10 protein-coding genes and 2 pseudogenes are annotated in these 16,087 nt (G+C 57.8%); 2 read left to right on the top strand and 10 right to left on the bottom strand.

Annotated elements, in window-relative coordinates:
• Positions 1-7: 7 nt before the first annotated feature.
• The 6 genes from ACZ1HA_RS00060 to ACZ1HA_RS00035 all read right to left on the bottom strand — a co-directional run bounded on the left by ACZ1HA_RS00060 (position 8) and on the right by ACZ1HA_RS00035 (position 8,183).
• Positions 8-2,335 carry a RyR domain-containing protein gene (locus ACZ1HA_RS00060; RefSeq protein ID WP_472712398.1) on the bottom strand — a complete coding sequence of 776 codons (2,328 nt, stop codon included), beginning with the start codon at positions 2,333-2,335 and terminating at the stop codon, positions 8-10.
• The gene (locus tag ACZ1HA_RS00055; RefSeq protein WP_472712397.1) at positions 2,332-3,447 is read right to left on the bottom strand and encodes a patatin-like phospholipase family protein; all 1,116 of its coding nucleotides are present in this window, start codon (positions 3,445-3,447) and stop codon (positions 2,332-2,334) included. Before ACZ1HA_RS00055 ends, ACZ1HA_RS00060 begins: the two co-directional genes overlap by 4 nt.
• A 213-nt stretch (positions 3,448-3,660) precedes the next feature.
• Entirely contained in the window at positions 3,661-4,548 is an 888-nt protein-coding gene (locus ACZ1HA_RS00050) for a type IV secretory system conjugative DNA transfer family protein (protein WP_472712396.1), read from the bottom strand.
• Positions 4,484-5,158: a type IV secretory system conjugative DNA transfer family protein gene (locus tag ACZ1HA_RS00045; protein WP_472712395.1), complete on the bottom strand. Its 675-nt coding sequence runs from the start codon at positions 5,156-5,158 to the stop codon at positions 4,484-4,486. Before ACZ1HA_RS00045 ends, ACZ1HA_RS00050 begins: the two co-directional genes overlap by 65 nt.
• A gap of 3 nt (positions 5,159-5,161) precedes the next feature.
• Complete coding sequence (locus tag ACZ1HA_RS00040; protein ID WP_472712394.1) at positions 5,162-5,791, bottom strand: hypothetical protein; 630 nt, start codon at positions 5,789-5,791, stop codon at positions 5,162-5,164.
• A gap of 205 nt (positions 5,792-5,996) precedes the next feature.
• Positions 5,997-8,183, bottom strand: a complete 2,187-nt coding sequence (locus tag ACZ1HA_RS00035; protein ID WP_472712393.1) for a potassium channel family protein — start codon at positions 8,181-8,183, stop codon at positions 5,997-5,999.
• 243 nt (positions 8,184-8,426) lie between these two features.
• On the opposite strand from ACZ1HA_RS00035, the gene ACZ1HA_RS00030 reads away from it, so the two are divergent.
• Positions 8,427-9,131, top strand: coding sequence for a hypothetical protein (locus tag ACZ1HA_RS00030; protein ID WP_472712392.1), 705 nt, complete (start codon positions 8,427-8,429; stop codon positions 9,129-9,131).
• On the opposite strand, the gene ACZ1HA_RS00025 is transcribed toward ACZ1HA_RS00030, so the two are convergent.
• Together ACZ1HA_RS00025 and ACZ1HA_RS00020 are read right to left on the bottom strand one after the other, a co-directional pair.
• Positions 9,132-12,575: an ankyrin repeat domain-containing protein gene (locus ACZ1HA_RS00025; RefSeq protein ID WP_472712391.1), complete on the bottom strand. Its 3,444-nt coding sequence runs from the start codon at positions 12,573-12,575 to the stop codon at positions 9,132-9,134.
• A complete protein-coding gene (locus tag ACZ1HA_RS00020) occupies positions 12,506-14,134 on the bottom strand; it encodes an nSTAND1 domain-containing NTPase (protein ID WP_472712390.1) in 1,629 nt (542 codons plus the stop codon). Before ACZ1HA_RS00020 ends, ACZ1HA_RS00025 begins: the two co-directional genes overlap by 70 nt.
• A 205-nt stretch (positions 14,135-14,339) precedes the next feature.
• On the opposite strand from ACZ1HA_RS00020, the gene ACZ1HA_RS00015 reads away from it, so the two are divergent.
• Positions 14,340-14,558, top strand: coding sequence for a hypothetical protein (locus ACZ1HA_RS00015; RefSeq protein WP_472712412.1), 219 nt, complete (start codon positions 14,340-14,342; stop codon positions 14,556-14,558).
• On the opposite strand, the pseudogene ACZ1HA_RS00010 reads toward ACZ1HA_RS00015, so the two are convergent.
• Positions 14,530-14,770 (bottom strand): annotated as a pseudogene (locus ACZ1HA_RS00010) (ISNCY family transposase); the annotation flags it as partial. The gene ACZ1HA_RS00015 and the pseudogene ACZ1HA_RS00010 overlap by 29 nt on opposite strands.
• 43 nt (positions 14,771-14,813) lie before the next feature.
• Positions 14,814-15,623 (bottom strand): annotated as a pseudogene (locus ACZ1HA_RS00005) (IS30 family transposase); the annotation flags it as partial.
• Between the last annotated feature and the right edge of the window lie 464 nt (positions 15,624-16,087).

Genomic DNA, 16,087 nt, shown 5'->3' with positions numbered 1-16,087 from the left:
GGCGGGGTCAGACGATGCGGGCAGGGGTCCCTTTGGTGGTTTCCCACGTTCTGCTGGCTTCAAGTGACCATTTTGCTGTCCCGTCGCGGGTGTCCACGATCAGGTGATCGGCCACGTCGATGATCAGTTGCTGCACCCCCCGGATGACAGTCTCATAGGCGGCACCGTCCCGCTCCAGCTCTGCATCCGACCAGCCCGGAGGGCGCATGTCGAGATGGAAGAGCCGGTGGCCAGAGGCATGAAGGCCGGAGATTTGTTTGGATTCTGAGCGCATGGAATCCAGTAAATCATTGATTTCATGAATTTCTTTTCCAGACCCCAGATGTGCCGCCGCAATCCTGTCAACCGTGGAAACGCCCGCTGCATCCAGAAGGATCACAGATGCAGGCCGCCCCGTTTTCTTTTCCCAGGCCTGTGCGAGATGCACGGCAGCCAGCCGGTCAAACCCCGGCGCATTCGGCGTCAGGATTTCGAGGGTCCGCCGGTCACCATAGGGCATTCCGGTCAGCAGCTGATCCAGCGTGCGTGTCACCGCGAGCCGCGTTTCCGTCGTGTCCACCCGCAACGGACCAATCACGCCGATGCGCAGGCGCTGCCGCCAGCAGGGTTTTTCAGGATCTGCCTCGTGCCGCGCGATCCCGGTGTGCAGCGCCGCACGGACATTGATTTCGTCTTTTTCTCGCTGCTCTGGTGTGAGGTCGTCGTAAGGGACCAGCAGGGGGTGTCTTTTCTTTTCGTTGTCGCGGATCCCGTCTGAAGCCCGGGCAAAGCCCTCGAGCCGGCGTTCGGCGTTCCACCGTTCGTGTTCGGTCCGGGACAGATCATCAATAAGGGCGTCGTCGCCCAGAGCATTGTTCGCAGCACCGGGTTCGAGGCGCAGCCCGGCAAGGTATTCGCCGGCAGGTGGCGCGAAACCTGCCGCATAGAAGATTTCCACGGCGGACAGGGCGGCACGGTAGCTGGCCCGGCGTGCTGCGGTGCTCATGTTCTGCCAGTCGTTTTCCGGCGTTTTTTCCACGTCCGGGGACAGGCGCCATCGGTTATGAATGTCGCCGGCAAGGGCTTCGTAGACCGCTTCCATACTGTGATCTTCCGCGTCGAGCGTCCGGCCGCCAAAGGGAACAACGCCGCCCGTCAGGTCGCGGAAGGGGGCGGCGGCGACCGAACTCTGGCTGTCGCTGCGCATGAAAACGGGGGCCTTAAGGCAGAGCTGTTCGACCTGCAGCTGGCGCAGCCGCATAGCGATGGCAGTGTTGCGCGCATCGCTGCCCGCCGCGACGACCACAGCGGTGACCGGCATTTCGGTTTCAAGCTGCTTTATGGTTTCTGCCTGCGCGGCGGCACAGCATTCCAGCGCGTCCATTTCGACAAACCCGATCCGGAAACCATTGTCGCCGAAATCCGGGTTTTCAAGATCCGGGCGTTCGCGCCGCAGGCGGGTCCGGGCGGCATCGGTGTCCTGGTCGATGATCGTGAGGTGCAGGGCGGTGAGCCTGTGGCTGTGGCAGCGCAGCGCGAGTTCTTCAGCGATGGCGAGGTTGGTGCTGCCCATCCCGATCAGCACGACGTGCACGCGGGCCTGGCCACGCAGACCGGCCAGTGCCGTGGGCGCCATGGATGTCACCAGTGCCCGGGCGACCGTGTCCGAACGGGAGATCAGCGTGGCCTTTGCGAAATCCGGTGAGAGCAGATGCTGGTCGCGCGCAATGGAGTTATCCTCGATCCGAAGCGCAAGCCGGATGCCGGCGTTCCGGCCGGCAGTACCGGCCAGCCAGGTGCGGGCGTGTTCGACATTTGTGGCGGTGTCCGGATCGCCGAAAATAACCTGATCCGGCGCGCCCAGGGTGGCACCGGTCGCCGTATCGCCGGTCATGGCGTCGGGGATCAGGAGGACAGATCCTGCGCGCTTTGGAAAGGTCAGTTTTTCCAGCCGGTCGGCGGTATCAAACACCACCAGCGGCCGTCCCGCGTCCACCATATCCACTGCGTAGCGCGATGCGCCGATCAGGACAGTATGGCCTTTCATGCGCCTTGCCCGTTCGCGCAGTATGTGGAGCCCCATGACTGAGAAAATCAGGCTGGCGATGGCGGAGAAGGTCGTTACCAGCCCGGTGAAGCGCGCCGTGGTGATCCAGCCGTTCAGGTCCGGCGAACCCGGGCGGGCGACATAGCTGCCGTCGCCGGTGAAGGCGAGAAGCGTGAGGTAGAGAGCGTCCCAGAAGCCGCCGCTGCCGGATACTGCGTAGAACTTCGTCCAGCCGATGAGGCCTGTGCACAGGGTCACAATGGCGCAGGACGCCAGAAACCAGAGCGTGATCCGTGATGTTCCGTTCATGAAGCGCCTTTCCGGAAAAACCTCTGCAGGTGCGCGTCGAAATCGGGTAAGCGGGCGATGTAGTCCCGGGTGAGATTATAGAGTGGCGTGATCGTAGCGGGATCGTCAAACCGGTGAAACCGCCGCAGATCGCGCGGGCTGACGTTCAGACCCGCCTTATGCAGCTCTTCCTGCTCCAGCGGCAAATCGAGCCGCAGATAGGAAAAAGCGGGTTCCGACATCAGAAATTCGTCCCCCAGCGTGCCGATTTCGGAATTGATCGGGCGGGAGGACTGCGCGGCACCGAGCCATTGCATCATGGCGCGCGTCTCGGTCTCGGCATCACCGGTCATTCCGCGAAGCGCGGAATATGCAAGCCGCAGCGGCCCCATCCGGGCCGCCTGCCGGGCGGGCAGGCGTTGTCGGAAATGACCTGTTCCGATGGACAGCACCGAGAGGTTCTGTGCCCCCGGGGCCCAGTTCAGCCCGAAGGCGCGGGCCCGTGCAAGCCGCAGAAGGACCAGACTGGGGTCGTTGTGGGGCGATAACCCACCATCAACAAATACGCCCTCCTGGCCTTGCCCGATATCAATTGTCTGCTGGTCAAAAAACGTCGGCGCGGCCGTTGCAGCGCGCAGCAGCCGGGATACGTCATAATGCCGGTTGCCCCTGAAGGAGCCGTCGGGCGGATCGTCAAAGTAGGGCGCGGTCGGAATGTTGTTCAGGACCCACGGGCTGCCGGTATCAAGCCGTTTGGTCACGATGGCGAGATACGTGCGGAAAGACGGGTCGCCGAGCGTCAGATCACCGATTGTTTTGCGGAACTCCTGCTCGAGCAGCGCGCCATCAAAAACCGCCGCCTGACCGGTCAGGCCACGCCAGCGCCGCCGCGAAAAGAAGTCGGCTGCCCGTTCACAGTAGAAATGACGGATGTCCGTCAGCGGCATTCCAAGCGCCAGGGCAGTGGCGATCAGAGCGCCGGTCGAGGTACCACCCACGAGGTGGAAAACATCACAAAGCCGCGTGTCAGGGCCGAAACTGCGCTGGCACGCGGCCTCGACCGCCTCCAGAAAGGCGACTTCTACGATACCGCGAACGCCCCCGCCGGACAGGGCAAGTATCCGCTTTGGCATCGGGTGCTGCGGCTTCACGCTGTTTCGCTGCCCCGACCGGGAGCGGTCCAGCGCCGGTCCGGTACGAGCGGGAAAACCGTGCCGGAGAAAACGGGGTTTTCCGGCGTGGTCATAGCGAACGTTCTGTCCATGACAAAAAGTCTATGCAGTCCGGTACACGACGGGAAGGGGATTCTGCCGCGCCGGCATTCCCGGTGCAGCAGTTCCATGCGGTCAGCCGTCCATTTCTTTGCGGATCCGGTCGAAAATCAGGCCGTCGAGCGCATTCGGCTGCAGCCGGGCTTTCGTGGTCTTTTTGCTGTCCTCTATACTGCCGGTTTCGCGCAGGTATGTGCGCGACATGCGCGGCGGGGGCAGGGGGTCCTGGTCGGGATCAAAGAAGGGGTTCGGGTCGAACTTCCCGTCAAAGACCGGGTCGGTCAGGTAGTTGGGCAGGCGCGCGACGACGGCCTCGTCACCCGCAATCTGCAGTAGCATTTCACCGCGTTCCATTTCCAGAAACTGCCGTCCGGAGATGAAACCGACAAGGCCTGCCATGTCCTCGGCCGCGCCGAGGTTGTTCGCGCCAAAAGCCTGAAACACACGGCTGTTGTTGACCATGGTCTGCCAGTCCAGCGGATAGAGCGTCTTGAGCTGGCTGACATCCTGCCAGAAGCTCCAAGTCTGCAGGCCATACCCGCGCAGGAGCGTGATCGCGGTGCGCAGCTGTTCCAGAGTGCCAAGCTGGGCGGCCTCGTCGAGGATAAAAAGCGTCGAGGCCTGCGGTTTGCTGCGGCGGCGCAGGATCAGCTGGATCAGAGAGCCGATCCACAGCCGCAGCACGCGGCCATGGCTTTGCAGCATGTGCGGCGGCATCACGATATAGAGCGATGTCGGCCCGCCGGTCACGATGTCATCGAGGTCAAAGGTCGTGCGTTCGAGGCAATGCTGGATCAGCGGGCCGCGTACAAAATCGATCCCTTCCTGCGCAAAGGCTATGATCCCGCCCAGTGTTTCGGAGGCCCCGATAGACAGGGCGCCCTCGATCAGGCGCACCTCAGGGTGGCGGGAGTTTTTGAGGCGTTTTGCGACGGCTTTCTGGTTGGCTGTCAGTTCGTGCACGATGCGCCGGACCTGAGTCAGGGTGCGCTGTTCTTCGGGCAGGTCGGTGACCACATGCAGGACGATCCCCGAGGAGCAGCTGCTGCGCGCGCGAAACCCAGAACTGGTTCTTGGCACTGTCGATACTGTTTGGCAGCAGCGCCATCACAAGGGCTGCGGCCTCGTCGACGCTTTCGGGGCTTTCCGGGCGGATCAGATCGAGCGGGTTAAAGCCGCCCGGGTCCTCGCGGGTGATGCCCATCGGGTCAAGAACCACAACATTTTCGCCGCGTTCCCGGCGGGAGCGGGCCGTAACAGCGGCGTTTTCACCTTTGGGGTCCACGACAATGACGGGGCCGTTGTGCCGCAGCAGGGCAGGGATGATGCATCCCACACCCTTGCCCGCACCGGTCGAGGCGACGGTGATCAGGTGCCCTTCGTCCTCCATCAGAATGGGGTCGATGAAGCCATCGGCAGGCGTGATCGCCGGATCCCCGAAGCTGAACCCGACAGGGGATCGGGCGTGTTTTGTTTCCATTGACCAGCCAACGATCAGACCGTTGTCCGGCAGGTTCTGCGGGTACCGCAGGGCGGTGGTCTGCTGGGGAAAGGGCAGGGTGCTGTCCGGCATGGCTCAGTCCTCGTTGCGCAGGCGGCGCACAGCGCCATCAAAGATCAGCGGAGGGTTGCGCGAGACTCCCTGCCGGATCGGGGTGTCAGATTCCATTCTGATATGACCATCGCCTTCGATTTTGAACTGCGCCTCAAAGAAGGTCGTTCCATAAAGCACATTGGCCGTCCAGAGACTGGTTTCTGTGTCCAGCGCCGGTGGGTTGACCGCGACGTCGACATCGCCCTTCAGATCATCAGCCGACGTGATGATTTCAAACGGTCCCTCGTCTCCATGCACGAAAAAACAGAAGAATTTCAGGTAAGCGTGCTGCACATCCGTGTCCGAGAGGTCCGGGCTGACCTCGCTGTTCAGATCATGGATGACAGCAGAATTGCCGTCGAGTTTGCGGAAACCGTCGCGCCCGTAAAGGCCGCACATCCATTCCACCGGCTCACCCGGAAATTCGGTCCGGATGTCGCACAGAACGTGGTCCGGGTAAAAGGGCAGGGGGGCAAGGCGGATACCCGTGATATTGCGCCTGCGGGGCATGACCTGAAAATCAAACAGGCGTTCGGTCAGGAGTTCGGTGGTCTGTGTCGTGAGTGTGCGCCAGTTTTCATCCGGCACAGGCGATAGGGAGTGTTCTGTCATGAGGTCTTTTTCTTTTCGGTGCGGACAGTTTTGCCCCGCAGCCCTGACACATCGTCATGGTTGATCATGATATGCACAGGGAACATTCTGCGGCCCTCCGGACGTGCAGAATCAATGGCGGGCTCAAACGTTTTTTTGAAATACTGATCGGTCCACACTTCCGGAGATGCGGCACGGACTGTCATGCACAGAGAGGTGGGGTATTTCATCCATCCCCTGATCTGGTTGACCGCCGTTCTGAGTGATTGTTTTTTTCGTCGTCCCAAACATTTATAACCGGCACCCGAAGGACAAGCTCGTACATCTCATTGGTCAGTTCCGGCAGATCAAACAGGTCAAGGGTCGGGTGCTCACGCTGCGGTCGCGCCTGCACCGTTTCCCCGGAATAGGAAAGCGAGGTCAGAATCCCGCGGATGGCCGCTGCGTCAAGCTGGCGCCTGTTGGCCTTCTCTTCGACATCAGCGGTGTCATCTCCCCGCAAGATTTCGGAATTGGTTTCTTTTCCGCTGGGTTCTTCTGCCTCCGGAGTTTCAAACAAATCCCGGTATGGTCTGAAATCCGGGTGCAGCCGCATGGCATTGCTGCGCTTTTTTGTGTTCCGTGCCGCTGACCAGCCGCGGAGTGCACGCTCGACCATCCAGCGGCGATGTTCCGCTTCGGAGACCTGACCCAAAACTGAAGCTGGGCTGAGTTCAGCCAGATCTGACCCTGAGAATACACGCGCCATGTATTCACCGTTCAGACGCGGCAGAACGCCCGCATACCGACCGGACCAGTCATATCCCAGTTCCCACAATCTGAGCGGCGCAAACTGCGCGGAAGACAGATTTGACAGGCGCCCCTCGTCGCTGAGTTCGGACCATCCGGCTTTGTATTTTTGTCTTTCCAGCTCGTATGCCTGTGTAAACGAGGTGCGTTTTTCCGGATTGGCCGGACCTTCGCCATCGCCCCACGGAGGGGGACCATACGTCTGGATCAGGTCCTCGAGGCCTGATTTTTTATAATTTTCATCAGCGGCCGTCTGATAATGGGCATGGATACTCTGCGCAAGCCGGGTCAGCTGTTCATCAAAGAAACTGAGCGACGGAACCACGTCCTGCATGCCGCCGAACGGTGCGACCAGATGCACCGGATCTTCCTGTCCGATCATTACCGCTCCGGGTGTGCACACATTTCCCTGCCATTGTCTTGGATAGACCGGACAGGGAGGTCGTTTGCCAGACAGCATCTCGCGCTCAAGCCGCATGGCGAGTGCCACGTTGGTAGAGTCGTCCCTGCAACAGATAACCCAGGCTGTGACCGGAACATCAGTGGCATGATCAGCGGCGCAGACGCCTTCGGCGAGCCCGGAGAGGAACTCAATCTGGGGGCGGTCCTGTTCCGGGATCGTGTTGTCAAAAACATGCGGCATTGCGGCATGGAACCTTTGAGCACAGCCGTCGTGGTCCCGGTCTATGACCGTGATCAGCGGCGCGCCAAGTTTGCTGCAACAGCCATGCAGCATGGCCTCGCGGGCGATCGCCATACCGAGGTCTCCACCGCCGACGACCACGACGTGCAGCCTGGGTTTCTTGCCGGCTGCTGAGGGTACCCGGCTGGCGCGTTCTGCCAGCCAGGTTCTGGCAAAAAGATGTCGTGCTGTTTCTTCCCGAATTGCAAAGCCGGTAAAACGTCGTTGCCTTTCAAGCCCTGCTTCGCGGGTCATCTGCAGTTGATGATGCATTTCTGTGCTGGTGAAGTGCACAAAAACTTTGTCTTCGGGTTGCCCCGCGTCCGGATAATCCGCGATCCTGCGGCCAATCTGTTGTGCCAGTTCGAGGCTGAGACTGTCATCACCACAGGCAATGATGATCCGCCGGGCCCGGTGCAGCAACAGTCCACGGAAAGCCTGTTCGTTCCGTGCATCCCGTTCTATCAGAATAATCCGGTGTTTCGCGGCAAATATTTTGGCAGCCTGATCAAAGGTCCGCGCAAGGATCGTCAGCGGCACCCCTTGATCGGTCAGATATCCTGCGATTTCCTCATTCAGCGCCCCGTATCCAATCAGAATATGCCGGTCTTTTGACCGGAAGATTGCCTGGGACCACGTCTTCAGCTGGCTCCAGGGATGAGCAAAAAGGAGTTTTACAACCGCAAGGGTTAACAGGAACGCTGCGAGAAAACGCGCAATGTTCAGTTGCCAGTTTGCCGGGGTGCAATCAGTGTCATAAGCCAGAGCGAAAAACTGTACCGCTTTGTATAACGGATCAGATGCGCCGCACAGAGCGTAGCCCCATGTCCCGAGCAGGATAACAAACAACGCGGCAATCGGACCAAAAAACCTGAAAGCCTGATTGACAATCCACCGGAGTGTGGCTCTGTCACGGCGTCTGGCAATATGGGAAGTCTTCATCGGAACGGATGTTTCTCTGATCAAATCATGGTCGGGTGTAAAGTTTTTGGCCGAAACGCTTCTGCTACTGAACTACAAGTACCGGTATAAGCCCAGCGGTTTCTGAGACCTCCGGGGTATGGTGCCAGCGCGCCCGGGCATGGCTGCGTTTTGCAGGCAGTGGAGCCGGAGCGGGACAAAAGTCTGGCGCTCGTGCGGTCTGCGGGTTTAGCTTTGGGAAACTCTGTTCGCCAGGAGAAGCAGATGACAGATGCATATGACCCGGAACCTGGTCTGTCACCCTCTGGTGTACTGGTGCCCAACCCGTACGGAGGGATCATCAGCGAGGACATTCCACAGGGGATCCGGGATGCAATCCATTTCCGGGATAACAATACCTGCCGGGCCTGCGGGTTTTTGTCCACGCGGTTTATGGCGGTTCAGCCGGTTGTTGCTGTTCCTCTTCTGCCAGAGGACTACGTGACCCTTTGCCGGCCTTGCTGGATGCTTGAAAATATGGATCGGGCCGTCATTCACGAGTCCGCTGCATTCGCGTGGATTCCCGAGCTGACACAGCGCGAAATCAACAGCGGGCTGCCTCTGATCTATATTGAGCGACAGTCGCGTAACAGCACAGCGGGTGAGATCATCAGGAAACTGCTGGATACTTTCAAGAAACGCAGCGACAAAGCTTACAAACGCCTCGGTGCCAAAGACCGGGACAGGTTTTTCGCTGTTCTGTCTGACAATGGTAAAAACCACAGAGCCCGTCTGGAGGGTGTGGACCTCCGGGAAGAGGGACTGCGGATCTGGCCCCTTGACCGGTGGATCGAACATTCCGGTCAGATGGAATTTAATTCGTACCCTATGATGATTTCTCACTGGCGAAAGTCCCGGCCTGTCACGCCGTACGGAAACCGCGCCGCCGGGCTGATTGCGCAGGACTGGCTTACGCGTATGACCTCGTGACTATGCCAAAGGTGCCCTGACCCGCACTGGCATATCCGCCGCGATGGGTTCATCTTCCAGCAACTCGATCATGCCTGATGGCTGAACGGCAAAGTTGGCAATAAAAATTGCGTTGGAATAGCTGACTACGGCGTCCAGCATGAAGTACCCCTGGTCGTTCTTACCCTCATAGGTAACGGGTCGGGCAGTGCCTTCAACAATGCTCTGAACTGTTGGGTCCGCCGCAGGAAGCAGGGGGTCCCCGGCGTCCTCGAGGATATAGAAAGGTCCTTCCTCGCCGCGCACGAAAAAGCAGAAAAACCTCAGATAGTCGGCGACATTGCTTTCGTTCAGTTTGATTGGTGCCTTTGCGTTGACCTCGTGAATTGGAGGAGATGTGCCATTCAGCCAGTAGAGGTTGCCTTGGTCGGTGAGGTAGCAGAGCGCAAGATCCGGTGTTTTAAAACCAGGGTCGGTCACCTGAATCAGTGCAACTTTGTCGTACCAGGGGAGAGATCTCCAGTGAACCTCCGCCGTGTCCGGGTTGATTGTGTACTTGCCGCCAGCAGGGTTGACCTGTTCAATAAATTTATCGCGCTCTTCGCCTTCGACAGGCGCCCAGAACGTGTTTTCAGTGTCAAATTTCGCGTAAATGTCGCTTGCAAGGCCATTCTGCAGAGACTGAGTGAGGCCGTTTCTGATTTTTGGTGCACCGGTTGGGTTCGGTGTGGTTTTCCCGGCAGGCATTTTCGCCGGGCGTCCGTTTTTGTCTGGCCGCGGTGAAGATTTATGGGTGCTTTTGGCCGCTTCGCGTTCTTCATGTTTTTCAGCGAAAGAACGCAGCAACGCTTCCATCCTCTCAACCCCGGTGTCTCCGGATGCATCCTTGTGGGCGCTGTGCGATTTGAGCTGTTCATAAAAGAAGTCGGCGAGCGGTAGACCGCTTTTCGGATGCCGGATATCCCGCGGGTCTGCGTACTCCAGGAGAAGCGCCGCACACCCATAATTGCCGTGGGCGACCGCTTCCCAGATAAGATCCCTGAGGGGCAGGTTTTCCGTGCCGGTATGATCGACAAGCAGGCCGAGCGCTTTTTCTGAACCAGCCATAACGGCCATCAGATGCGCCGTCAGTGCGGGTCGGTCCTCGACGGTCTGCATTGCATCGGTGTCATCAAGGGACAGCAGCCATTCGACTATGTCTGCATGGTTCAGCGCGGCGGCAATCATCAGCGGAGTACGACCCGAACTGTCTCCCGCACCAGTCGAGAAACCAAGTTCAACCAGTCTTTGCACAATACGGAGCCGACCGCTCGTGGTTGCAAGATGAAGGGCAGCGGGACAGCTTGTGCAAAGATCCGGACCGTTCCATGCTTCTGTCAGAACAGACACGCTGCGGAAACGACCGGCGAGGCAGGCGAGTTCCAGAGCGGTCCTGCCATCTTCGTCACGCGCATTCATGTCAAAAAATGCCTTGGACATGAGGAGCGCCAGCAGGTTCGCGTTGCCGTTGACTGCAGCGACATGCAACGGGTTCCGGCCGTAAACGTCATCCATGTCTTCCGGCAGGTCCGAGTTCAGAAGAAACCGCAGCACATTTTCATTATTTGATGCACAGGCCTTGTGCAGAAGGGTCAGCTTCTGAAGATCGGTTATTCTGTATTCATTCACGAAATCAAATTTGCGGGAGGGATCGTTTGCGGCAATTTCGATTGCAAGAGTAAGATCCTCGCGCAGTAAAGCAGCCTGCAGCGGTGTATTTCTGTCACCGTCCCGCATTTTCAGGTCGGCAACTTTTGCGAGCAGCGTCGCGCAGTCTTCCTGACCTTCTGAAATTGCCAGGTGCAGTGGCGTTTGCTTTCCACCATTTCTGCAATCGGGATTTGTCCCCGCCGAGAGCAGAGCGTTGACGCAGCGTGCATTGCCCTCCTGGACCGCGACATGCAAAGGTGTCCAGCCCTGAAGCTTCAGTTCAGGATCAGGCGGCTTGTCCCTGGCCATCGCCTCTTTGTGCTTGTGCAGATCCTCCCCCGTCCAGACGTGAACCATTTCAGGGTTGGCGTTGCCGGAACCATTTTCGATCATAAACCGCGCAAGATATCCTGCAGTGACCGGCTGATCATATTTTACGGCATAGTGCAGTGCGGTTGCGCCGGTTTCTGCCTTCTGATCGCAGGAGACTCCCAGTTCAAGCAGCAGTTTTATTGCATCCAGCGCCCCATGAATGGCCGCAAGATGCAGAACGGATAGGCCGAGTGGTTTTTCGGATTTGGGATCCAGTGTTGCATTCAAGTCTGCTCTGGTTGCCAAAACTCTGAGGCTGTTACACTGATTATTGGACACCGCGAAATGGGCAGGCGTCCAGCTGTTGCTAGCACGGACTTCCGGGGCGGTCTGATGCTCGGTCAGGTAATATGACACCAGGTCCGCATGCCCGTTGCTGGCAGCCCAGTGAATTGGGTGCAGCGGCTCGTCGGTGATTTTTGCGCCCGCATCCAGCAGCCTTTTGGTGAATTCCACGCTTCCGCTAATGGCAGCAGTCTGGAGCGCTGTATACTTGTTTTCCTGGGCAAGGTTGGGATCGGCTTTGAATTCCAGCAGCGTTTCCAGCACGTCCATATCGGCATCAAAACAGGGCCCGACAATTGCTGTCCGGCCGTCAGCACGACGGACATTCACGGCTTCCGGATCAGACGTCAGCATATCGCGCAGAATATCGGAGCGCCCGTAAATCGCTGCAAGATACAGATGATTGGACTTGAAAAGTGTCTTCTCAACGACTGCCCGTGGCGTGTTCAGCCGTGCCATAAGTGCCAGGCAGTAGTCTCTGAGGCGGCATTCTGCCGGGTCGATATCATTCACGAAGAAGCTGTTGAACCGGTGCAGCCAAAGCCCGAGCATTTCACAGGCCGCTTCCCCGAATTCCTCAATCTGGAATTCGTCGATGGCACGGCCTTTTTCCCACCGGCGCGCATCAGTACGCATCTCCTGGCCGATACGGTACAGGGGCCTTTCGCGTTCCATAAACTCCGCGGCTTCAGGCCATTTTTTCAGAACGGTTTCATGCACCAGCCGCACTTTGCCTTCGCCGTCGTCCATCAGAAGACGGTATTTGCGCAGCGCTCTGGCAATCTGTTCCTCTGAGCCCGTGGTTGGCATTGGGATTGCAGGCAACGAAAACTGGGTATCGTCGTCTTCGGAATCGCCAGCCCACCTTACAAGTTTGCGCAACAGGTCATCGAGGGTACTGTCCTGTGCGCGGATCTCTGTTTTGGTCCGCGCCTCTTTCATCGCCATTTCGGCAAGAACGGCGATAACGCCGTCCAGATCGGCGTGTTCCCCGGCCATTTCCAGGCTGATTTTTTCCGGAGACGTGTCAAATCCCTGAAAAGCCGCATTCATCTGGTTTGAGGCATCGGTCTGGTCCTCGTCCTCAGATGCCTGCGCGGTTTCGAACTTTTCTTCCATGCCGGTTCACCTACATGACGGTGGATCTGTTCCAGCACCAGGGACACCAGTGGCATGACCCGGCCGGCAAGCCTGCCTTCTTCTTTGGACTGGATGCTGCTGACCTGCTGCAGAAGGTGGGTCAGCAGGTCATCCTCCAGATAGCTGTGATTTATGGTTTCAAAGGGACGGGTCATGATCCGCCGAAGATCCGCCACGCTCGGCACGCGCAGCTCGTATTCATGTACGGATGTACGGTCCCAGAGTGGCCCCAGTTTCGGGTGTTCACGCATTTTTTCGAGCCGCCGCTGACGCAGCGTGGCAGCAATGAACAACCTCTTTGCGTTGAGACATTCCGTAATGAAATCAACAAACGAGGTCCATTGCCCGGCCTGTTCTGTGTCGTGAAGCATGTCCACGATTTCTTCAAACTGGTCGATCCCGATAATCAGACGGTGGTCATTCTGTGCATCGGCTTCGCCGGCTCCGACCAAAGCCTCAAGGGTCCGGAAAACCCAGGCCCCGCGCGCTTCAGGCTGAAGTTCGGCGTAGGTTTTGCTGTGGTGGTTCAGTTGTGCCGGGTCCGGTGTCTGGTTCTGGAACTCCCGCTGAAGTTCAGCAAAAGCTTTGTCGAAAACAACTTTGAGAGGGTCGTTTACGCTTGCGACTTCGGCGCCTGACAACAGTTGGTTCGGGCGGAAAACCACGTGCGCATAGCGTCCGGTGACCCTGTAGGAGCTGATCAGGTCGCCAATCAGGCCCGCCCGCAGAAACGAGGATTTTCCAACGCCAGAGCTGCCTTTGATCCAGAAAAACTGAGGTGCTTTCGGATCGGCATATGCAGCTTCAACGAGTTTAACAGCCTCTTCGGCCTCATCCTCACGACCGAAATACGCGGCATGATCTTTAACATCGTAACTGCGCAGGCCCATGAAAGGGTTTATCCCGGTCGGGTCCTGGCTTCCGGTCAGGCCGTTGTTCCGCAGCCAGGACCGATACGCTTCCTCGATTTCGTCGCCTTTTTCGATGAAGCGGGGTTCACGCCCCTGAAGGCTGAGGTACTTCGCAAAATTTGCAAGGCGGATGCGCTGTTGGGACAGTTTATCCTGTTCTGTCCGCAGTTTTCTTTTCCGACCTTTGTACCTGTTATTGGTTTCTTCCCAAAGACGGTCGTTTCCCCACGGCGCATCTTCGGGATCTTCATAATCGAGGACCTCTTTTGGAGACGCAAAACAGATAAAAGAAGGCAGACGTTTTTCGGAACCTGCAGCTTCCAGCCTCTGTTGTCCCGCGAGTGCGCAAAGTACCTCAAAAGTGCTTCCTGTTAACGGAAAGCCACCGTCCTCTTCGGCTCCTTCCTGCCATGGATGAACAAGGCGGTACCGTTTGCTGCCTTCTGTAATTCCGGTGGTCAGATCGGGGAGGCTCTGCAGCATATCACAGGGGAAATCCGATGCGAGGTTCTGGCCGACTTTTTCACCAAAGAAGGCCACTATGCCTTCGGACAGTTTATCATCCGGACGCGCGATGAGCTTCTGGATTTCTATAGAATCCAGAATCTTCCCGTTCGGCTTCCTCATACTTGTAGATGCTTATTCCAAGAGACCTCGCACCCTGACGTCCCATATCTTCAACAATCGAGGACGCCATGTTCCTGAAGCGTACCATGTCGCCCGGTGACGCCACAAAGATGGATGGCTCCTCCAGTTCATAAAAAAAGTGTTTCATCAAATAACCACCCTTCCCGGTACCCTAGTTCTGTCATTTGAGTTGCGCCAGAGGGCAGTGACAGATGCAGCGTATCAGCAGGTTTTCAATGGTTGCCTGTCTCGCAACCGGGACCCCGAAAATGGTAAATTTTACAATCGTGCGGGCATTCAGGGTGCGCATGATCCGGTTCTCTTCCACCATGATGCGCTGGCGGCCATGGCAGAAGGCCAGTTGGTTGCTGATACAGCGCTCGTCGCACCAGCGGATAACACGTCAGGGCATCGGGGTTACTGAACGTACTCTCACGCGGCGCAAACGCATCTCCATCAGCGTGCCGGTGGCGTCATCGACGCAGACGAGCAGGGTGCAGGCAGGTCCGCGATCCCCAAGCCAACGGTGGTCTGACCTGTCAATCCGGATCAGGTTGCCAAAACACTCCCAGAGCAACCGCGGCTGGTAAATGTGCGTCGCTGTTTGCGCGAGAGCCAGATGCCATCTTCCTGCATCTTCGGGCACGGCGACTGTGTTCTCGACTGTGCCATTCTGCTAGGGTGAAGAAGGGTCACAAAACCAGGTCCGGGTTCCGATCCCGGCCTGCAGGTGGGGCCAGCTGACAAACTGGGTGCCGCGGTCGAAGGTGATTGAGCGACGCGCGATATAGGGCAGATCACGGACAGCTTTCATGATCTTGCCCATGACCGGCTTTGTGCGTTTGTCTGGGTTCTTCAAAAGTACGGTGAACCTGCTGACGCGCTCGACCAGAGAGGTTATGTTCGACTGACCAAAGCGTTTTTTGAACAAGACAAGATCGGCCTCCCAATGCCCAAATTGGCGGCGGTGTGTGACATCATCCGGGCGAAACAGGATGCTGACATTACGGTCGAACTCAGGTTTCTGGCGCTTTCTGGCGCGGCGTGGACGACGGGCTTTGCGATGCTCGGGCAGGTACCACCACAGCGCCTGGTGCATGCCTTCCTTGGAGTAGATGCAGCTATAGATCGTTTCCTGGCAGACCCGCAGTTTCGCGCCTCCAAAGATCATGCGATTGCCGATCTGCTCTGGCGTCCAGCCTTGCTTGATCCGCGCGATCACGGCCGTGCACAGGTCTGGATGACGGATCAGCTTGCGTTGCACGGGTCGACGCTTGTGCGTCTGCAATTGAGCGGCATGGCCGAAGTAACCCGCATACTTTTTTGGAAACGTATCATCGGCCTGGAAATTGCGTTTGCTCTCACGAAAGATCGTCGACTTGTGGCGTTTACGAGCACGCGCCATCTCTCTGACAGGCGCCTTTGCATGCCACCAGTTCTCGATCTTACGGCGTTCTTGAAACGACAGTTGCGTGTAAACGGCTCCCATGCGATATTCTCCTATTAGATAACCCATTGTTTTCTAATAGGAGTCGCACTTCAGAGTAGCGCGCTCCCACGTATAGCAATCCGGCCTGTAATCTGTCTTATGTTAAAAAATGAAACGCCTTGCACGTCTCACTATGCATGCTTTGCTAGGAGTAGTTGTACGATCCTAGCAGCCAATACATCTTTCTGTAAGCGCTTCGGATATGCGATTTCATAGTCGCTCGAGGGATGTTGTTTCTCAATCTCGAAGCGTCACCTGCCGGACGTCGTGTTTTGGAGAAACTATCTCTCCTGACACGCCACCTGCATCAATGACGTAGGCTTGCCGCTCATCACTGCGAATGTGGTAATTTACCGATCCCGTCCGCATAACTGCTCCTCCCAGCAGGACGCCCGGTCAGGGAGACCGGGCTTTTTGAATGTCAGGCCAGATCGTCTTTGCCCTCAATGACATAGTGGTAACTC

The organism is Roseobacter sp. S87, from assembly GCF_055693285.1.
The sequence above is the reverse complement of the archived record's forward strand: the minus strand, read 5'-3'. Positions and strand labels throughout refer to the sequence as shown.